The 18,485-nt window shown below is 68.2% G+C and carries 16 protein-coding genes and 1 riboswitch; of the genes, 6 read left to right on the top strand and 10 right to left on the bottom strand.

The features are described from left to right. Nucleotides 1-9: 9 nt before the first annotated feature. Both ACFYO1_RS14660 and ACFYO1_RS14655 read left to right on the top strand, forming a co-directional pair. Complete coding sequence (locus tag ACFYO1_RS14660; RefSeq protein ID WP_387230700.1) at nucleotides 10-921, top strand: pyridoxal-phosphate dependent enzyme; 912 nt, start codon at nucleotides 10-12, stop codon at nucleotides 919-921. Between the two features lie 21 nt (nucleotides 922-942). Next, complete coding sequence (locus ACFYO1_RS14655) at nucleotides 943-1,842, top strand: fatty acid desaturase family protein (RefSeq protein WP_387230698.1); 900 nt, start codon at nucleotides 943-945, stop codon at nucleotides 1,840-1,842. 5 nt (nucleotides 1,843-1,847) lie between these two features. Here ACFYO1_RS14655 and ACFYO1_RS14650 read toward each other — a convergent pair whose 3' ends face one another. Beyond that, complete coding sequence (locus ACFYO1_RS14650) at nucleotides 1,848-3,272, bottom strand: cellulase family glycosylhydrolase (protein ID WP_387230696.1); 1,425 nt, start codon at nucleotides 3,270-3,272, stop codon at nucleotides 1,848-1,850. A 123-nt stretch (nucleotides 3,273-3,395) separates the two neighbouring features. Beyond that, complete coding sequence (locus ACFYO1_RS14645; protein WP_387230694.1) at nucleotides 3,396-3,842, bottom strand: hypothetical protein; 447 nt, start codon at nucleotides 3,840-3,842, stop codon at nucleotides 3,396-3,398. A 399-nt stretch (nucleotides 3,843-4,241) separates the two neighbouring features. Here ACFYO1_RS14645 and ACFYO1_RS14640 point away from each other — a divergent pair, with 399 nt between their 5' ends. Next, nucleotides 4,242-5,378, top strand: a complete 1,137-nt coding sequence (locus tag ACFYO1_RS14640; protein ID WP_387230692.1) for a monodechloroaminopyrrolnitrin synthase PrnB family protein — start codon at nucleotides 4,242-4,244, stop codon at nucleotides 5,376-5,378. A 1-nt stretch (nucleotide 5,379) separates the two neighbouring features. Here ACFYO1_RS14640 and ACFYO1_RS14635 read toward each other — a convergent pair whose 3' ends face one another. Then, nucleotides 5,380-5,991 carry a cytochrome b/b6 domain-containing protein gene (locus tag ACFYO1_RS14635; protein ID WP_387230690.1) on the bottom strand — a complete coding sequence of 204 codons (612 nt, stop codon included), beginning with the start codon at nucleotides 5,989-5,991 and terminating at the stop codon, nucleotides 5,380-5,382. Then, complete coding sequence (locus ACFYO1_RS14630) at nucleotides 5,975-6,709, bottom strand: molybdopterin-dependent oxidoreductase (RefSeq protein WP_387230688.1); 735 nt, start codon at nucleotides 6,707-6,709, stop codon at nucleotides 5,975-5,977. Before ACFYO1_RS14630 ends, ACFYO1_RS14635 begins: the two co-directional genes overlap by 17 nt. Nucleotides 6,710-6,810: 101 nt before the next feature. Between ACFYO1_RS14630 and ACFYO1_RS14625 the strand changes: the two genes are divergently transcribed. The 3 genes from ACFYO1_RS14625 to ACFYO1_RS14615 all read left to right on the top strand — a co-directional run bounded on the left by ACFYO1_RS14625 (nucleotide 6,811) and on the right by ACFYO1_RS14615 (nucleotide 9,691). Next, complete coding sequence (locus tag ACFYO1_RS14625) at nucleotides 6,811-7,380, top strand: TetR/AcrR family transcriptional regulator (protein ID WP_387230686.1); 570 nt, start codon at nucleotides 6,811-6,813, stop codon at nucleotides 7,378-7,380. A 74-nt stretch (nucleotides 7,381-7,454) separates the two neighbouring features. Then, nucleotides 7,455-8,495 carry a medium chain dehydrogenase/reductase family protein gene (locus ACFYO1_RS14620; RefSeq protein WP_387230684.1) on the top strand — a complete coding sequence of 347 codons (1,041 nt, stop codon included), beginning with the start codon at nucleotides 7,455-7,457 and terminating at the stop codon, nucleotides 8,493-8,495. 119 nt (nucleotides 8,496-8,614) lie between these two features. Then, entirely contained in the window at nucleotides 8,615-9,691 is a 1,077-nt protein-coding gene (locus ACFYO1_RS14615; protein ID WP_387230682.1) for a PQQ-dependent sugar dehydrogenase, read from the top strand. A gap of 2 nt (nucleotides 9,692-9,693) precedes the next feature. On the opposite strand, the gene ACFYO1_RS14610 is transcribed toward ACFYO1_RS14615, so the two are convergent. The 6 genes from ACFYO1_RS14610 to ACFYO1_RS14585 all read right to left on the bottom strand — a co-directional run bounded on the left by ACFYO1_RS14610 (nucleotide 9,694) and on the right by ACFYO1_RS14585 (nucleotide 18,434). Beyond that, nucleotides 9,694-11,064: an L-serine ammonia-lyase gene (locus tag ACFYO1_RS14610; protein ID WP_387230680.1), complete on the bottom strand. Its 1,371-nt coding sequence runs from the start codon at nucleotides 11,062-11,064 to the stop codon at nucleotides 9,694-9,696. Next, nucleotides 11,061-12,356 carry a serine hydroxymethyltransferase gene (glyA, locus tag ACFYO1_RS14605; protein WP_387230678.1) on the bottom strand — a complete coding sequence of 432 codons (1,296 nt, stop codon included), beginning with the start codon at nucleotides 12,354-12,356 and terminating at the stop codon, nucleotides 11,061-11,063. Before glyA ends, ACFYO1_RS14610 begins: the two co-directional genes overlap by 4 nt. A 31-nt stretch (nucleotides 12,357-12,387) precedes the next feature. After that, a riboswitch (glycine riboswitch) is annotated at nucleotides 12,388-12,481 on the bottom strand. 209 nt (nucleotides 12,482-12,690) lie between these two features. Continuing rightward, nucleotides 12,691-13,476, bottom strand: a complete 786-nt coding sequence (locus tag ACFYO1_RS14600) for an IclR family transcriptional regulator (protein WP_387230676.1) — start codon at nucleotides 13,474-13,476, stop codon at nucleotides 12,691-12,693. Nucleotides 13,477-13,488: 12 nt separating this feature from the next. Then, entirely contained in the window at nucleotides 13,489-15,351 is a 1,863-nt protein-coding gene (locus ACFYO1_RS14595) for a putative nucleotidyltransferase substrate binding domain-containing protein (RefSeq protein WP_387230674.1), read from the bottom strand. 7 nt (nucleotides 15,352-15,358) lie between these two features. Further along, the gene (locus ACFYO1_RS14590; RefSeq protein ID WP_387230672.1) at nucleotides 15,359-16,915 is read right to left on the bottom strand and encodes a GMC family oxidoreductase; all 1,557 of its coding nucleotides are present in this window, start codon (nucleotides 16,913-16,915) and stop codon (nucleotides 15,359-15,361) included. Continuing rightward, nucleotides 16,908-18,434, bottom strand: coding sequence for an APC family permease (locus tag ACFYO1_RS14585; RefSeq protein WP_387230670.1), 1,527 nt, complete (start codon nucleotides 18,432-18,434; stop codon nucleotides 16,908-16,910). The genes ACFYO1_RS14590 and ACFYO1_RS14585 overlap by 8 nt, the downstream gene beginning before the upstream one ends. Nucleotides 18,435-18,485 lie beyond the last annotated feature (51 nt).

The raw sequence follows: 18,485 nt of genomic DNA, 5'->3' as shown, positions 1-18,485 counted from the left end.
AGGCCGCCCGTGCCCGCCTCACCCCTGACCACCGCGCCGACCGACGCGTATGCCACGCCGCTCATCGATGCCGGTCCGCTCGTGCCCGGCACTCGGATCTTGATCAAAGACGAAACCCGTTACGCCTCCGGCAGTCACAAGGAGCCGGCCGCCCGCGCGGTCGTCGCCCGGGCGATCGCCGAGGGATATCAGCGGGTCGTCATCGCGACGTGCGGCAACTACGGCCGCGCGATGGCGATGGCGTGTGCCGCGGCCGAAATCGCCTGCACCGTAGTGCTGCCCACCGGGTGGAGCGACGGCGGCGCGTTCATGCGCGAGGCGGGTGCGAACGTGCACCTCGTTCCCGGCACCTACGAGGACGCCGTCGACGAATCGCGGGTGCTCGCCCGGACCGCGGGCTCGATCGACGGAAACGTCGACGGCCCGTTCGTGGACGCGGTGTTCGAGGGACACGGTGTCGTCGTGCACGCGTTGCACGCCGCGCTGGCGGAACCGCCTGCCGCGCTGTGGATTCCGGTCGGCAACGGCACGACGATCATCGCGGTGCACCGGCAGTTGCGGGCCATCGGCTGGTCGGTACCGATCAACGGCGTCGGTTCCGCCGCCAACAATCCCGTCGTCACCAGCTGGCCCGGCGAGTATCGGATGCTGCCGGCCGATGGTGTCGTGACCACCGATCACAATCAGCCCCTGGTGAATTGGCACGCACTGCAGGGACCGGAGGCGATGGCCGCGGTGGCCGAGACCGGCGGCGCGGTGTTCGGCGCCGACGACACCGAGTTGCTGGCCGCTCGCGATCTGCTGGCCGAGCACGGTGCCGAGCCCACGCCTTCCGGCGCGGTCGCCCTCGCCGGACTGCTCGGTCATGCCCGAAATACCACCCTCACCGGAACCCACGTAGTCCTGCTCAGCGGCCGCTGACCCGAAGCCGAGAAGATCCAGATGGACCACCCCGCTCCAGGGCTGCTGTTCGCCCGTGCCCGGACCACCCGCGCCGACGAGCGCGTCTTCCTCGCCAAACTCGTGCTGCTCGCCGTTCTCACCACGCTCGGCGTCGTCCTCGCCCTGAGACCGGAACCGCTCGCACTGGTCATGGGCGTGCTGCTGCTGGCGGCCATGTATACCCATGCCGTCGAGTTGCAGCATCAAGCGTTGCACCACTCCGCTTTTCGAACCGCGTGGCCGCACCGACTGGTCGGCGTACCGCTCGGCGTGCCGCTGCTCGTCGTCTACACCAGCTACCGCGTACGCCACCTGCAGCACCACCGCTACCTCGGCACACCGAGCGACACCGAGTTCTTCGGCTTCGACACCCGCAGACCACTGACCGTCGGCCTGCTCTTGCGCGGCATGTTCGACTACGCGCGGCTCGCCGTCGTCGTCCGCGACGTGCTGCGCGCGGCAACCGGCCGCTGGCAGTACGAACACGGCGACATCAGCGCCACCATGCGCCGCCGAACCATCACCGAACACCTGATCCTCGGCGCACTACTACTGGCCGCTCTGATCCTCGCCGCGACCGGTCACCACGACCTCGTCCTCCGACTCTGGTTGCTGCCCTTGCTCTTCGCCGTCCCGATGCACTTCCTCGTCGAACTCCCCGAACACATTCTCTGCGACTCCGACACCACCGACGTCCTGCGCAACACCCGCTCCATCCGCGGCAGCCGGCTGTCCACCTGGTTCACCAACGGCAACAACCTGCATATCGAACATCACGCCGCAATGTCGGTGCCGCTCAATCAATTATCCGCCCGCCACGAAGAAGTCCGCGAGCGCGCCGTCCACGTCGAACGCACCTACCCGGACTTCTATCGCACCCTCTGGCGGGCCATCCGCTGACCCGCCTACGTCCGGTTGATCCGCACCGTGACCGATGCGGCGCCATTGCCTTCCACCGTGACGATCCGAGCTCCGGGTGCCGAGGTGACGGTGCCGCCTTCGACGCTGACCTGGTAGCCGTTGGGGTAGTGCAGGTCGGAGACGTAGATTTCGGTCGGAGCGGCAACGGGGCGTGGGGTGTAGGTGTAGGTGAAATCGCCGGTGGTGGGGTCGAAGGCGAGGCGGCCGGGGGTGCCCGCGGTGGCGCGGGGGTAGGTGCGGACCAGGTCGCGGCCGATGTCACCGAGGAACGGGTCGGGCTTGGGGCCGTTGGGGCCGAAGCCGGACGCGTAGTGCCAGTATTGCCAGCCGATGAAGCGTTCGTCGGCCCGGATCAGGGTGTTGCGCAGCACAGTGGCATCACCGTCGCCGAATTCTGTTACCAGCGTGGGGATTCCGGTTCGACGGACGAAGGCGTCGATATTGCCCCAGGTCTTGTCCTGCTGCACGGGGCACACGCCGCGCAGCTGTTCGGGCAGGCCGAGGTAGATGGCCAATTGGCTGGGGATGCAGTAGTCGTGCGGGGCGAACACGATGTCGGGTGAGGTGATCGGCGGGTTCTTGCCGAGATTGGTCGGCATGGTCTCGTTCCAGGTGACGTTCGGCTCCCAGAACACCGGCAGGGTGGTGTTGCGCGCCCGCACCGCGTCGGTCAGCTTCTGCATGGCCGCTTGATATTTGGCGTCGAAACCGGGACAGCCGTTCGGGAAGCAGGTATGGAAGGCGGAGCCGGGCCACGGTTCGTTCATCAGCTCGATGCCGAGCACGCCCGGCCGTCCGTTCACCTTGGCGGCCAGCGCGCCCAAGGCCTGACCCAGATGGTCGAGCACCCCATTGCTGTTGTCCCACACTTCGTCCCAGCCGCGGTTCATGCTCGGCATCAAGTAGTACAGCGGGAAGCCGGGATTCGGTTCCCACGCCGCCGGACGAGAACGCAACGACCACTCCGGAAAACCGTTGCCGCCCCAGATCTTCGACAGGCCATCCTGATGATTGTCGAGCAGGGTGTAGATGCCCTGCGCCGCAAGCGTATCGATGACCCTGCCGATCCGGTCGAGATAGGCGGTGTCGAGCACGCCGCGCGTGGGCATCAGCCCGTCGAAACTCACGCCGAGCCGCACGGTGTTGAACCCGTGCCGCGCGAGCAGCGCCGCGTCCGCGTCGGTCAGCGTGAACCCGTCACCGGGCTCCACATACGGCGCCTGCTTGTCGACGTTGTTCACCCCGTGCAGCAGCACCTTGCGGCCGGCCGCGTCGACGAGATAGCTCCCCTCGGCCCGCACCTGGCTGAGCGACGCCGCCGGAGCGGATTGCGCGGGCGCCGGGAGGGACACCAACCCGGAACATGCGATCGCGAGCACGGCCACGCCGACCACCCCGCGCGTCCGCATCGCGGCCATTGTTCTCGCTATGACTGTGCGCATCGGCAGCTCCGCTCGTGTGACCAACGAGCTTAATGGTCACACGTCCAGTTCAACCGATCACGGCCGCGCCCGTCCGGGGATCCCCAGTTGTCAGACCGACGATTGCAGGAAAAATGCTGTGCGCGCGTCTGATTCGTATAGCAAACGAAGGACCGATTCACGCAGTCCGTCGATGTCATCCTGAAAGATATCGAGATAACCGGCAGGCCACTCGACGAATCTGAATGTGCCGCGGGTTGCCCGATCGTCGGCTTTGAAGAACATCTCGGCGGCGAGCAGTTGCGGCACCATCTCGTTTCCGATGCTGAACGCAATGTAACCGGGCCGCATCCTGGCGATGTACGCGTGCGCGCGGCCCGCATGCGGCGCGGCCGGAAAATGATTCTGGACGGCCTGATTCAGCTCGTCCGGTTCGGTCGCCGTCCGAAACACGACCGACGCCGCCACGCCCGATCGAGTCGCCGATTTGCCGAACCAGTCCGACAGGACTGCACTGAGCTTCAGGGAGAAGGTGCGCACCCGGCGCGTTCCGATCAAGTGTTTCAACCTTTTGACTGAAGAGCCTTGCTGAAAGCAGCGTTTCACGGGCGATGGATCTACGGATATCGGTCGAACAACGGACATGTGACCTGGCCTTCGGCTCCGAGGCAGCGCCCCCCGCCACGTGGGCGTGCTGCCGATTCGGTCCTGCGCGTCGAAACCCGCGCGGTCGGCGAACCGAAATCACGACGAACATACCGTGAATAACGACGGGACACGCCGGATCGCACGATTTGCCGACCTGATTTACCAGACGTTTGCCCTTGTGCTTATTGACAAACTCATGGGATGTTTGTTTGCCTTGCTGCACAATCGCTTCGGACCGCACTCGGGTGACGGCATACATGCGCGACCACCTGCGGGTCAGAACGACTCGCGGAACAAAGATAGGACCTGATGCCAGCCCTGAGAAAGCGGTCCCGGCCGTCGGCACACGCCGATTCGGGCAGTAGCGGAGCAGGCTTGATCAGCCTGGACGAATCGGCGTGCCACGAGGTTGCGCGCCGCGATCCGTTGACCGCCGACGCATTGTTGGCGAACCTGCCCGCGATGAACGCGGCGGCCGAGGTAACGGAACTCGCCAAGGGGTTGCGCCAATTGGTCTGGCAGGCCCGCGAGGTAGAACTGCGGCACGTCGCCGACCGGCTGGCGGCCATGCGGGATGTCGGGATGTTCCTCTCCTCGTTGCAGCGCCACGGCGTGGAACCGCTCGACGCCGTGCCCGAGGCCACCGACACGCTGCTGGCGTGGGGACTCTCGGTGGACATGGTCCCGCGCGATACCGCGCTGCACTACGGCGTCTGGAATCCGCACGACAAGCGCCAGCGGATGTTTCTCGGCGATCATCAGGAGAACGTGCTGATCGATGCCGTCCGGGTCGGCACCGTGCTGATCGACGAAATGGCGCCGACGCTCGCCGGATTGGCCGAACTGCCACCGGGCGACATTTCGTTCGGCGAGATCTGCCATAAGGCTGCCGACCAGCTGGAAACCCTGCCGGAGGTGATGGACGCCGTCTATCGCAATGTCGATCCGGTCGAGTTCTATGCCGCCCGGCTGCGTCCGTTCATGGCGGACGTGACCGTGGCCGACCGTCAGTACTACGGTCCCGCGCCGGTGCACGTGCCGCTCTACCTGATCGATCGCCTCGTCTGGTCCGCCGATCACCCCGACGCCGACCTGCGGTACTTTCACCACGATCTGGTGCGCTACGGACTTCCCCAGTGGCGCAAGCTGTTCGACCGCACCGAGGGCACGGCCTCGCTGGCCACTCGCCTCATCCAGGAATTCGACCGTCCCGCCCCGCCCGCGACCAGAGTCGCCTACGCCATGGACGGCGTGATCCGAATCATGAACGCGCTGGTCACCTTCCGCGGCATGCACAACCTCATGGCCGGCGGCGCGTACAGCGACGCCTCCCGGTTTCCCACGGGTACGGCGGGGGTCAGCCCCGGCCTACTGGATCACGTGCACACCCTGACCCGCGACTGCGCCCGGCGCACTCGTTCCCGGCGCACCGGCACCAGGAGTTGAGTTACCGGTCGTGCTCCGCGGCCCACCGCTCGTGCTCCTGCTCGGCCCAGGTCTTGGTGACCTTTCCACTGAGCATGCCGCGCATAGCTTCCGCGTCCCGCAGCGCGTAGCCGATGTGGCCGGCGACGAGCAGGCCGAAGGCCAGCGCGAACCAGTCGTGCATCAGGGTCGCGCCGGTGCGCCAGGCGAGGCGGGTCCAGTCCGGGAAGTACATGAGCACGCCGGTGCCGAGCAGGACGAGGATCGATCCGGCGCTCAGTGCCGCGTTGAGTTTCTGTCCGGCGTTGAACTTTCCGACGCCGTCGCCGGACAGACGGCGTCCCTTCTCGCGCAGCCACCGCCAGTCGGATCGGGTGAAGCGGTTCAGCCGGGACAGATCGGCGCGGTAGGCGCGCGAGAGCAGGCCGGCGACGATGGGCACCGGCAACGCGAATCCGCAGTAGACGTGGACGGTTTCGACGATCTGGCGGTTGCCGACGAGCACGGCGAGCGGGCCGAGGTAGAGGATCGCGGCGGTGAGCACGCAGATCAGCACGAGCACACCGGCCAGCCAATGCACCCAGCGTTCGGCCAGGGTGAACCGGTGCAGGTCGCGGTCAGCCGGTCGGGTCATCGTCACGTCCGTTCGATCGGCCGACCCACCCGTCGATCGAGTAGCCCCGGCGCTCCCAGTAGCCGGGCACGACGTCCTTGGTCAACTCGATGCCGGCGAGCCACTTGATGCTTTTGTATCCGTACATCGGCGCGACATAGAGCCGGACCGGACCCCCGTGATCGTGGGTTACCGGGCCGTCGAGCATCTCCAGCGCGACGAGCACGTCGGAGCGCCTGGCCTGCTCGAGCGTGAGGCTCTCGGAATACGTGCCGTCGAACGAGGTGAACCGCACAGCGCGCGCCTTCTGGTGCACGCCGGCGTCGTCGAGCAGATCGGCGAGACGCACACCGCGCCAGCGCACCTCGGGTACCCGCCAACCGGTGACGCACTGGAAGTCGCGCACCAGCTCCTGCTGTGGCATCGCCTGCAGGTCACCGAGGGTGTGACTGCGGGGCGCGTCGACCAGTCCGGTGATGTCCAGCCGATAGTCGCTCGCGTCGCGCCGCGGCACGCTGCTGGTGACGGAGTAGAAGCGAAAGGTGTTGCCCACCGGCAGAAGTCCGACCAATCCGGTCGGATCGCGGTTGCCGATCGGACCGAGCACTGCCGACAACCCCCGCTGAATCGATGCGCCGCCGAGCACACCCGCGGCCCCCGCGGCGAGCAATCCCAGCACCACACGCCGCCCGACCGGTGCGCCCAGGCACTCCGGCTCGGCGCTCTCGTCAACGGACACCTCTCCACTATCCCCCGAATTCGCTGGTAGGGCGTTATCGAATCGGGCGTTTGACGGCCTTCGGTTGACGTTCAGCGAAGAGTGAGTGTACAGTCACTCACATGGCAAAGCGCGGCGCGACACTCTCCACGTCGGAGGTTCGGCGGGACGCGGTTGTCGATGCGGCGATCATCGAGTTCGCCCGCACCGGCTACCACGGCACGCCGATCAACAACGTGGCGGCGAAGGCGGAGATCTCCCCGGCCTACGTCTTCAAGCTGTTCCCCGGCAAGATCGCCCTCTTCGTGGCGGCGATCGACCGTTGCTTCGAGCTTGTCGTGCAAGCACTTTCGGCGGGCGCGGCGCGGGCCGACGGCGAGAGCCCGGACGAGATTCTGTACGCCATGGGCGGCGCGTACGCCGACCTCATCGCGGACCGGAGCCTGCTCATGCTGCAGGTCCACGCGCAGTCGGCGGCGGATATCCCGGAGATCGCGGACGCCATGCGCCGAGGACTCGCCAAGGTGACCACCTTCGCGAAGACCAGGTCCGGCGCCGCGAACAGCGCGGTGCAACGGTTCATGGCCTACGGCCAGCTCTGCCACCTCATCGTCACCCTCGAACTCGACCACCAGGACGGCGACTGGGCCGCGATGCTCACCGAAGGCATGCGCCACCCCGACACCCACTAGACAGACCGAGCCCCGCTCGCGGGGCCCTTTTCCGGCACATCGAGTGACTGACCAGTCACACACTAGGAGTCATCATGATCAGCACCAAGCCCGTCACCGCCGTCGAGATCGTCCTGCCCGGCCTGGTCGAGCCGAGCGGCCTGCAGGTCACCGAGCGGCAGCTGCCGCCGCTGGGCGCCGACCAGGTCGTGGTCCGGGTGGACGCGTCCGGCGTCTCGTTCGCCGAGCAGCAGATGCGCCGCGGCAAGTACTACGACCAGCCGCCGTTCCCCTTCGTGCCGGGCTACGACCTGGTCGGCACGGTCATCACGACCGGATCGTCGGTCGACGAGGCACTCGTCGGTCGCCGGGTGGCCGCGCTGACCAAGACCGGCGGCTGGGCCAGCCACGTCGTGCTCGACGCCGCCGACCTCGTCCCGGTGCCGGCGTCGCTCGACGCGGCCGAGGCGGAAACCTTTGTGGTGAACGGCATTACGGCCTGGCAGATGCTGTACCGGACGGCGAAGGTGAAGCGCGGCGAGACCATCCTGGTGCACGGCGCCAACGGCGGCGTCGGCTCGACCCTGGTCCAGCTGGCCCGCGCCGCGGGCATCCGGGTGATCGGCACCGCGTCGGCCCGGCACGCGGCGGCCGTCGAGGCGCTCGGCGCCACCCCGGTCGACTACCGCGGCGACGTGGTGGCTCAGGTCCGGGCGCTCGCGCCGCAGGGCGTGGACGCGGTGTTCGATCACGTCGGCGGTCCCGGCATCGTCGATTCGTTCGGGCTGCTCGCCCCGCACGGCACGCTGGTCGCCTACGGGACCGCCTCGACCAAGGACGAGGAGGGCAACTCGCGGCTGCCGGTGCTGAAGCTGTTCGCTCAGCTGATGGCATGGAACGCGCTGCCCAACAAGCGCAATGCGCACTTCTACAACCTGTGGGCGGGCAAGCGCAACCTGACCAAGTTCCGCAACCGCGTCCACGAGGACCTCGGCGCGGTCTTCGACCTGGCCGCCGAGGGGACATTGCGCGCGCAGGTGGCGGCGCGAATTCCGTTGAGCCAGGCGGCGAAGGCGCTCGAGCTGGCCGAATCCCGCACGGTCACCGGCAAAGTCGTGATCGTGCCGGACGCCTGATTCGGGCACATCGAATTACGGGTCATGCGACCGGGCGAGTTTCCCGCTCGTCCGGTCGCACTCACATCCCCAGTCGCTCGCCAGTCGAGTTGATCAGTCGGATGGGGTTCTACTTAGGCATGACTTCGACACTTCGAAGTGCGGCACAATTCGCCGGCACCGCTGTGATCGCGGTGGCGACAGCGCTTTTCGTCGCAGTGCCCGGTTCCGTCGCGCAGCCGGTCGGCGTCCCGGACCTCAACGCACCGGAAGAACTCGCCCGCGACATCTCCGTGCCATGGGGCCTGAGCTTCCTGCCGGGCGGTTCCGCGCTGGTCGCGCAGCGCAACACCGGGGTGATCACGCGGATCACGCCGGGCTCGGCGCCCACCCAGGCGTATCGAGTGCCCGGCGTGGTGGCGCGCGGCGAGGGCGGCTTGCTCGGCCTCGCGGTCTCGCCGAAGTATGCCGAAAACGGTTACGTCTACGCCTATTTCACCAGCAGTAGCGATAATCGGATCGTGCGTTTCCGGCTGGACGGCCAGCCGGAGGTGATCTTCAAAGGCATCGCGAAGAACACCATTCACAATGGCGGCCGAATCGCCTTCGGCCCGGACGGCATGCTGTATGTCGGCACCGGCGACGCCGGGCAGTCGAGCCGGGCCCAGGACGCGGCGAGTCCGAACGGCAAGATTCTCCGGCTGGACCCGGACGGCAAACCGGCGCCCGGCAATCCCACGCCGAATTCACCGGTCTACAGCCTCGGCCACCGCAACGTCCAGGGCTTGGCCTGGGACTCGGCCGGCAGGCTCTACGCGACCGAGTTCGGCCAGGACACCTACGACGAGATCAACCTGATCCAGCCGAAACGCAACTACGGCTGGCCGGTCGTCGAGGGCAAGGGCGACACCCAGGGCGGCCGCTACACGAACCCGCTGATCACCTGGGCGACCAGCGAAGCCTCGCCGTCCGGACTGGCGATCACCGCGAACACGTTGTACGTCGCGGCGTTACGCGGCGAGCGGCTCTGGACGATTCCGCAGGTGGCCGACGGCACGCTCGGCAAGCCGGTGGCACAGCTGCGCGACCGATACGGCCGGCTGCGCACCCCGCAGGTCGCGCCGGACGGCTCGCTGTGGCTCACCACCTCCAACACCGACGGCCGCGGCGATGTCCGCACCGGCGACGACCGGATCATCCGCTTCCCCGCCCGCTGAACTCAGCACTCGACGACGGCCACCGCCAGCCCGCCGCGCGAGGTCTCCTTGTACTTGTCGAGCATGTCGGCTCCCGTCGCGCGCATGGTCTGGATGACCTGATCCAGCGACACGTGGTGCATGCCGTCACCGCGAATGGCCATGCGGGCGGCGGTGATCGCCTTCACCGCGGCGATGCCGTTGCGTTCGATGCACGGGATCTGCACGAGTCCGCCGATCGGGTCGCAGGTGAGGCCGAGGTTGTGTTCCATGCCGATCTCGGCGGCGTTCTCGATCTGCGCGGGCGTGCCGCCGAGCACGGCGGCCAGACCTGCCGCGGCCATGGCGCAGGCCGAACCGACCTCGCCCTGGCAGCCGACCTCGGCGCCGGAGATCGACGCGTTCTCCTTCATGAGCTGGCCGATCGCGCCCGCGGTGAGCAGGAATTCGACCACGCTGTCCTCGTCGGCGCCGCCGACGAATCGCTGAATGTAGTGCAGCACAGCGGGAATGATGCCCGCCGCGCCGTTGGTCGGCGCGGTGACGACCCGGCCGCCCGCGGCGTTCTCCTCGTTGACCGCCATCGCGTACAGGGTGACCCACTCCATCGCGCGCAGCGGATCGTTGTCCTCGGCCTCGGCGCCGAGCCGCTCGAACAGGGTCGCCGCGCGCCGCCGCACCCGAAGCGAACCCGGCAGCACTCCCCTGGCCGACATCCCGCGGTCGACGCAGCCGCGCATCACCTGCCAGATGCCGAGCAGGTCCGCCCGCACCTGATCCGCACTGCGCCAGGACATTTCGTTGGCCAGCACGATATCGCTGATCGACTTGCCGGTGGCCGCGGTGATCGAGAGCAGTTCGTCCGCCGAGCGGAACGGATGCGTCACGGAGACCGGGGCTTCGACGGTCCGGCCCTCGATCTCGTCCTCATCGAGCACGAAACCGCCGCCCACCGAGAAGTACTGGCGTTCGCGCAGCACCTGACCCGCGTCGTCGTACGCGGCGAACCGCATCCCGTTGGTGTGAAAGTCCAAGCGGGTCAACCCGAGCAGTTCCACATCGCGGTCGACGGCGAACGCGATCGGCTGCACGCCACCGAGATACAACCGGCCGTCGGCGCGCGCCGTGGCGACGGTGGCGGCCATCGTGTCCGGGTCGATGGTCTCCGGCTGCGCGCCGGCCAGCCCGGCCACGATCGCCTCGACACTCCCGTGCCCGCGGCCCGTCGCGCCGAGCGAGCCGTAGAGCTGCACCCGCAGCGCGGCGGTCCGGTGCAGCACGTCGGCGTCCTTCAGCCGCTCGACGAACGCCGCCGCGGCGCGCATCGGCCCCACGGTATGCGAACTCGACGGCCCGATACCGACCCGGAACAGGTCGAATACGCTGATCGTCACGCCGGGTTCCGCACGCCGAGGTACAGCGGGAACCGCTGCGCGAGCGCGTCCACCCGCGCGGTCAGCGCCTGCGTGGGCGCGCCGCCGCTCAGCGCGGTCGCGATGATATCGGCGACCTCGGTGAACGCCGCGGCATCGAAGCCGCGGGCGGCCAGCGCCGGTGTGCCGATCCGCAGCCCGGAGCTGATCATCGGCGGACGCGGATCGAACGGAATCGCATTGCGGTTCACCGTGATTCCGAGGGTGTGCAGGAGATCCTCGGCCTGCTTGCCGTCCAGCCGCGCCGCGCGCAGGTCGACCAGCACCAGGTGCACGTCGGTGCCGCCACTGACCACGCCGATGCCCGCTGCCCGGCAGTCCTCGGCCAGCAGCCGGTCGGCGAGGATCCGGGCACCCGCGAGGGTTCGCTCCTGCCGGTCGCGGAAGGCCGGCTCGGCCGCCATCTTGAACGCGACCGCCTTCGCGGCGATCACGTGCTCGAGCGGGCCGCCCTGCTGGCCGGGGAACACCGCCGAATCCAGTTTCTTGCCCAAATCCGCGGTGGCGAGGATGAATCCGCCGCGCGGCCCGCCCAGCGTCTTGTGCGTGGTCGAGGTGACGACGTGCGCGTGCGGCACCGGCGACGGATGCAGCCCGGCCGCCACCAGGCCGGCGAAGTGCGCCATGTCGACCATCAGGTACGCGCCGACCTCGTCGGCGATGCGCCGGAATTCGGCGAAGTCGAGCTGCCGCGGGTAGGCCGACCAGCCGGCCACGATCAGCTTCGGCTGATGGTCGTGCGCGAGCCGCGCTACCTCGGCCATATCGATGAGCTGGTCCTCGGCCCGAACATGGTATGCCGCAACGTTGTACAGCCGGCCGGAGAAGTTGATCTTCATGCCGTGGGTGAGGTGGCCACCGTGGTCGAGCGCCAGGCCGAGAATGCCGTCGCCGGGCCGCAGCAGCGCGTGCATGACCGCCGCGTTCGCCTGCGCCCCCGAATGCGGTTGCACGTTCACGTATTCGGCGCCGAACAGCGAACGCAGCCGCTCGATGGCCAGGGTTTCGATCTCGTCGACGTATTCGCAACCGCCGTAGTAGCGGCGCCCCGGATAGCCTTCGGCGTATTTGTTGGTGAGCACCGTGCCCTGGGCATGCATCACCGCGAGCGGCGCGTAGTTCTCCGAGGCGATCATTTCCAGTCCGCGTTGCTGGCGGCTGGTCTCCTGGTCGACCAGAGCGGCGACGACCGGGTCGAACTCGCGCAGCGAGACATCGAGTTCGGTGCGCAGGGCAGAGGCAGGATCAGCCATGGGGAGCCTTTCGCGGATGCGTGGGGGTGGCTCCTCCCGCTCTGTCCTATGGCCTGAGAGATTCACGCGTCGCGCGTTTGCCCCGTCGGCGAGTGCGTGGTGCACTACTTTTCAGAGTTGCCTTGTGCGTAGCGGTACTGGGCCTGAGAGATTCCCGGGAGGTGTTGCTCCTTCGGCTCTCCATCGAACGGATGGAGATCTCCCGCTGCGTGTGCGGCGATATTCAGTTGATGGATACCGATATTTGTTGCATATAGCGCAACAGGCGCGCGATATGCAACATAGTATTATCGTCGGCCGCGCGGGTTGTCAATGGCGAACCGCACCGGCCCGCTCAGCCGAAGTAGCCGAGCCGGTGACTGATGTCCGCGGCGCTCGCGATGGCCAGCGCGGCCGTGGGCGCGAACAGATCCGGACCGAGCCGATAGGCCGGACCCGAAACGCTCAGCGCGGCAACGATAACCCCGTTGCTGTCGAACACCGGAGCGGCGACCGCGTTCAGGCCGACCTCCAGTTCCTCACGCACACTTGCCCATCCGTTCTCCCGCACCTCCACCAGCTGCGCGGCGAGGTCGGCGACCTTGGTCAGCGTGTTCGCGGTGAAGGACTCCAGCTTCGGGCCGACCTGCTTGCGCAGCGCCGCCGGTTCGAGACCGGACAGCAGCACCTTCCCGCTCGACGTGGCGTGCGCCGGGCAGCTCTGCCCGACCCAGGAGCGCAGCGCGATCGACCCGGTGCCGGCCGCCTCCACGATGTTGATGATCCGATTACCGTCCAGCACAGCGATATTCGTGGTCTCGCCGGTCCGGGCGGCCAGTTCGTTGCAGGCGCCTTGACTCTGACCGACCAAATCGACCTGCGCACTGGTGGATCCGGCCAGCCGGACGATGGAGAAGCCGAGCCGGTACTTGCCGCGGTCGGAGAGCTGCTCGACGTAACCGCGCGATTCCAGCACGGCGATCAGCCGGGAAACGGTAGATTTGTGCACACCGAGTTCGGCGGCAATCTCCGTGACACCCGCCTGGCCGAGCTTGGCGATGATCTCCAGCACGAGCAGTGCGCGGTCGACCGACTGCACCGCAGCGGCCCGGCCCGGGTCCTCACCATCCTGTTTTGCCATGACGCCGTCATTCTAGGCCGAGGGCATCGCGATCCCGCGGACGCGTCGCTGGACGGCCGCGATCTCGCGCAGCGCGTCGTTCAGCAAACTCCGGTTCAGGGGCGACAGCTCCGCCATCACCACCACATCGCCGGGCCGGTGGCCCGCGGACAGTTGCTCGACCTGATGCACCATCCGCATGCGCTGCAACATGACGAACACCTCGGTGAGCACCGCCGCGTCGCGATCGGCGATCACCCCGGCCGTCGCCGCCGCGGCCAGCCGCACCGGCGTCGCCGCGGCCGTCACGCCGGCCGCCAGCCCGCCCCAGCGGGCCAGGTTAACGATCGGGACCAGCGCGTGCGTCTTCAGGTCGAAGGTGCCGCCACGCCGGGACAGGACGTCGCGCAGCGAGCGCGCCCGGACCCGTCCGGACAGCGCGTCGAGCAGTTGCAGGCGCAACGCGTTCGGATAGTCGGCGCGCATCCGGGCGAAGGCCGCGGGCACCGCGTGCAGGCCCGGATCGCCCCAGACCACGCGCCCGTCGATCAGCAACGACGACATGACCAACCCGCGATCGACGAGCGGATCGTCCAACCAGCGCGTCGCCGCCCTCGTCCACTCCGACCGGGAGCGCGCGAATTTCGGCTTCGCGGCGATCGCTCCATTGCTGTCCGCGGGCAGTCCGCAGGCGTCGAGGATGGCGTGCGTGCGTTCGGCGATGGCGCGCAGTTGCCCACTGGCCGTGGACAATTCATCGTCCCAGGACAGCGCGCTGTCCACATCCGAGGACGGCATCGCCTCGCGCCGGGCGATGCTGCCGAGGGTGAGCCAGGCGAAGCCACCCTGCGGCGCGTCGCCGGACTCGGCGATCGCGAGCTCGAGCGCCTTGCGCACCACCGAGTCGATGACCACGGAGAGGATGCCGCTCGTCGCGGACGCTTTGGTGCCGTTGCGGAACAGATCGACCGTGGTGCCGGGGATTTCGCGGGCCGCCACTTGCAGTCGCGCCGCGTCGGCGGCCGCGCCGATCGCCCGGCGCAGGGCGAAGCTCTGCCGCGCGGAGGCCGCGAGCAGGTCCGAGTCCTCGAGGACGCCGAGCACCTCACCCCGCCGGGTGACCACCGGCAGGTGCCGCAACCCGCTCTCCAGCATCTCCATCAGCACGGTCTCGGCGGACAGATCGGCGCTCACCCGCCGGGCCGGCGCGCTCATCACCCGCGCGATCGGCAGGTCGACCGGCAGCCCCGCCGCCACCACCTCGGCCCGCAGATCCTGATCGGTGAAGATGCCGAAATCCCCGTCCGGCAACCGGATCAGCACCGCCGTGACCCGCTGCTCGGTCATCCGGATCACCGCCTCCCGGACGCTGGTCTCCGGTGTCACGAAAATCGGCTGCGCCGAGACGAGTTCGCTCGCCGGGCGGGTGCCGAGCACCTGCGCCATCGGGGTTCGGTTGCCGGACACCGTCTTCCACGCCGACGACGCCAGAAAGGCCAGCCCGTCCGGCTGCGCGAACTGCGCGCGGACGTGCTCGCCGGGCAACCGGATCAACAGGCTGGTCTCGGTGGCCAGCGCGACGAATTCGGCGCTGCCGCCGGTGAGCAGCGGCACGTAGCCGAAGATCCCGCCTGCCTCGACGGTGTCGATCGTGCGGCTGTCGTCCGACAGCGACGAGGCGGCGGCGTCGGGACCGTTGCGCCGCAGGATGACCCGGCCGGTCCACACCATCCAGATGTCGTCGGGCACCTGCGCCGAGTAGTCGCTGATCACCGCGCCCGCCGCGAACTCGTGCAAAGACGAGGCCGCGGCGAGCCGGTCGAGATCGGCGGCGGTCATCGACTGGAACGGCGCGTGCCCGCCGAGGAACGCGGCTAGTTCGCCCTCCGCAGACATGTCCGGCTCACGTGGTCCGGACGAGATCCGCGCACTTCTCCGCCATGGCCATGACAGTAATGTTCGGGTTCACCGCGGGCAATTTCGGCATCGCGGACGCGTCGACCACCCGCAGCCGCGACACCCCCTTGACCCGCAGCTCCGGATCGAGCACCGCCAGCGGATCGTCCACCGCGCCCATCCTGGCCGTGGCGGCCGGGTGGTACACCGTGTTGTGGGTGGCGCGGATGTAGCTCAGCAGTTCGTCGTCGGAGGTCGCGTCCGGGCCGGGCGCGAGCTCGGCGGCGATCCACTCGCGCAGCGGGGACTGCTCGGCGATCTTGCGGGCCAGCCGGACCCCGGCCAGCATCACCCGTTCGTCGTGGCCGTCCGGATCGGTGAAGTAGCGGGGGTCGACCTTCGGCCGGTCGCGGAAGTCGCGGCTGCGCAACCGGATCGTGCCGCGCGAACGGCCCTGCGTGACGTTGGGGGTCAGGCAGAAGCCGTTGTCGGTGGTCGGGTAGCCGCGGCGCAGCGTGTTCATGTCGAACGGCACGCTGCCGTAGTGCATCATCACGTCCGGCACCCGCAGCGACTCGTCGAGCGTGGCGAAGATGCCGATCTCCCACCACTGCGTCGAGGTCGTGACCATCGGCCGGGCGGCGTCCCAGAACACCAGGCCTTCGACGTGGTCGTCCAGGTTCGCGCCCACGCCGGGCAAGTCGGCCAGCACCGGGATGCCGATCTCGCGCAGGTGCTCGGCGGGCCCGATCCCGGACAGCATCAACAGCTTCGGCGTATCGATGGCGCCGGCCGTGACGATCACCTCGCGGCGCGCGGAGACGGTGTCGTAGCCGATGCCGTCGGGGCGCAGATATCGCACGCCGGTCGCGGCGCGCGCGTCGTCGAACAGGATCTCGCTGACCCAGCAGTCGGTGCGCACCTCCAGATTCGGGCGCGAATCCAGCACCGGGTGCAGGTACGCGTGCGATGTCGACATGCGCGTGCCGTCTTCGGCGGCGTTGATCTGGAACCAGCCCGCCCCGTTGCGCACGGTCGCGCCCCGGTTGAACCGCACCGTCGGCAGCCCGACCGCCGCGGCCGCCGCGAGCACCGCGACGCCGCACGGGTCGTCGGGCGGCACGTCGCGCAATCGGACCGGGCCGCTGCGACTGTGCTGGTCGCCGGGCGCGTCGTTGTTCTCCAGCCGGGTCACGTAGGGCAGCACGTCCGCCGCGCCCCAGCCCTTCGCGCCCAATGCCGCCCACTCGTCGAGATTCTCGGCGGGCGGCCAGAACGCGATACACGAGTTGTGCGAGGAACATCCGCCGAGGACCTTCGCGCGGGCGTGGCGCAGAAAGCTGTTCCCGCGCTCCTGCGGCTCGACCGGATAGTCCCAGTCGTAGCCGGAATCGAGCAGATGCATCCACTGCGCGAGTTCGAGGATGGCCCGATCGCCGACGTCGGACGGGCCCGCCTCCAGCAGGCACACCGTTACCCGCGGGTCCTCGCTGAGCCGGGCGGCGAGCACGCACCCGGCGGTCCCGCCACCCGCGATCACGTAGTCGAACACGGCGTCAGACATTGCGTACCTCCGCTGCGTGGGAAGCCAGAGTGCCGATTCGCTTGCGGCCCTTCAGGATGTACCAGAGCAGACCGGCGCCGAGGATCGCGCCGATGTAGACGAACGCACCCCAGGTGTTGTACCAGGGCGTGCCATAGACGGATGCGCGCGGCCAGGCCAGGTTCAGCGCCATCCCGATGCCCCACACCACGGCGACGATATTGACGATCATTCCCCAGCGCCCCATGGTGAAATATCCGCCCGCCGCAAGCTCTTTCGGCGGCCACTGCCCGCGCAGCCGCTGCTTGAGCATCGGCCCGGTCACCATCAGGTACGCCAGGTAGATCATGATGATCGCGATCGAGGTGAGCACCGTGAAGATCTTCGGCTGGCCGATATTGATCACCAGGATGAGCGCGGCGAGCACGCCGATCAGCACGGCCGGGATGACCGGCGTCTGGGTCTTCGGATGCACCCGGGCGAGCTTCTCGCCGAACGGCAGTGCGTTGTCCCTGGCCATGGCGAAGGTGAGCCGGATGGCGGCGGTGTGCACGGCGAGCGAGCACACGGTCACCGCGACCACGATGCAGCACAGAAAGATCGTGCCGAGCGGGCCCCACATCACCTGCTCGACAATGTATTGCAGGCCGCCGCTGGAGCTGCCGATCTGCGGGTCGTCGAGATCTGGCGCCGCCATCACCGCGAAGGCGAGGATCGCGCCGCCGATCACGAAGGACGCGAGCACGGCGCGCAAGATGGCCTTGGGCGCGGTCCGCCGCGGTTCCACCGTCTCCTCGCCGAGCGAACTCGCGGTATCGAAGCCGTACATGACATAGCCGGAGGCCAGCGAGGCGACCAGGAACGCGCCGAGGTAACCGCCGGACTCCCCCGCGCCGTAGCCGTGCGTGGAGAAGAACACCTGCGGGCCGCGCGTCGCGTTGGCCGCCAGGATGATCGCGATCAGCACCGCCGCGATGAGCTCGATGAACACGCCGGCGCTGTTGATCATCGCCATCAGCCGGACGCCGAGCGCGTTGATCGTGGTGGTGAAGATGATCATGATCGTGCCGAGCACCACCGCGTTGGTGGCGTAGTCGTGCTCGCCGCTGCCGTCCCCGATGAGCTGGAAGCCGCTCCACAGCCGGGGCAGGTTCAGCTGGAGCGCGAGCACCACCGCGGACAGCGTCACGATCGACGCGGTCAGCATCAACCAGCCCGACGACCAGCCGACGATTCTGCTGCCGAGCTGTTTGGACCAGTTGTAGACCGAGCCGGCCACCGGATAGCGCGCGGCGAGCTCCATGAAGCACAGTGCGACAGCCAGCTGCCCGACGAAAACGATCGGCCACGACCACAGATACGCGGGACCCGCGCTGCCGAAACCGAAATAGAACAGCTGAAACGTGCCGGTGAGGATCGATATATAGCTGACCCCCGCCGCGAAACTGGCGAACTTCCCGATACTTCGGTCGAGGGATTCCTTGTAGCCGAAATCCTCCATTCCGCTGTCATCGGACACACCGTGTTCCTGAACCACCATTGCTTACCGTGCCTTTCGCGGGCGGCCGTACGGGCTGTCCGGCCGAGATTT

The sequence above is a fragment of the Nocardia sp. NPDC006044 genome, from assembly GCF_042871115.1.
Classification (GTDB): Bacteria; Actinomycetota; Actinomycetes; order Mycobacteriales; family Mycobacteriaceae; genus Nocardia.
This window is presented reverse-complemented; position numbering and strand designations above follow the sequence as displayed.

Bases quoted from the DNA above. Each gene is read 5' to 3' on its own strand.
- ACFYO1_RS14650 (WP_387230696.1), bottom strand. From the start codon at position 3,272: ATGCGGACGCGCGGGGTGGTCGGCGTGGCCGTGCTCGCGATCGCATGT.
- ACFYO1_RS14640 (WP_387230692.1), top strand. From the start codon at position 4,242: ATGCCAGCCCTGAGAAAGCGGTCCCGGCCGTCGGCACACGCCGATTCG.
- glyA (WP_387230678.1), bottom strand. From the start codon at position 12,356: ATGGCTGATCCTGCCTCTGCCCTGCGCACCGAACTCGATGTCTCGCTG.
- ACFYO1_RS14655 (WP_387230698.1), top strand. From the start codon at position 943: ATGGACCACCCCGCTCCAGGGCTGCTGTTCGCCCGTGCCCGGACCACC.
- ACFYO1_RS14625 (WP_387230686.1), top strand. From the start codon at position 6,811: ATGGCAAAGCGCGGCGCGACACTCTCCACGTCGGAGGTTCGGCGGGAC.
- ACFYO1_RS14595 (WP_387230674.1), bottom strand. From the start codon at position 15,351: ATGTCTGCGGAGGGCGAACTAGCCGCGTTCCTCGGCGGGCACGCGCCG.
- ACFYO1_RS14635 (WP_387230690.1), bottom strand. From the start codon at position 5,991: ATGACCCGACCGGCTGACCGCGACCTGCACCGGTTCACCCTGGCCGAA.
- ACFYO1_RS14620 (WP_387230684.1), top strand. From the start codon at position 7,455: ATGATCAGCACCAAGCCCGTCACCGCCGTCGAGATCGTCCTGCCCGGC.
- ACFYO1_RS14600 (WP_387230676.1), bottom strand. From the start codon at position 13,476: ATGGCAAAACAGGATGGTGAGGACCCGGGCCGGGCCGCTGCGGTGCAG.
- ACFYO1_RS14590 (WP_387230672.1), bottom strand. From the start codon at position 16,915: ATGTCTGACGCCGTGTTCGACTACGTGATCGCGGGTGGCGGGACCGCC.
- ACFYO1_RS14615 (WP_387230682.1), top strand. From the start codon at position 8,615: ATGACTTCGACACTTCGAAGTGCGGCACAATTCGCCGGCACCGCTGTG.
- ACFYO1_RS14585 (WP_387230670.1), bottom strand. From the start codon at position 18,434: ATGGTGGTTCAGGAACACGGTGTGTCCGATGACAGCGGAATGGAGGAT.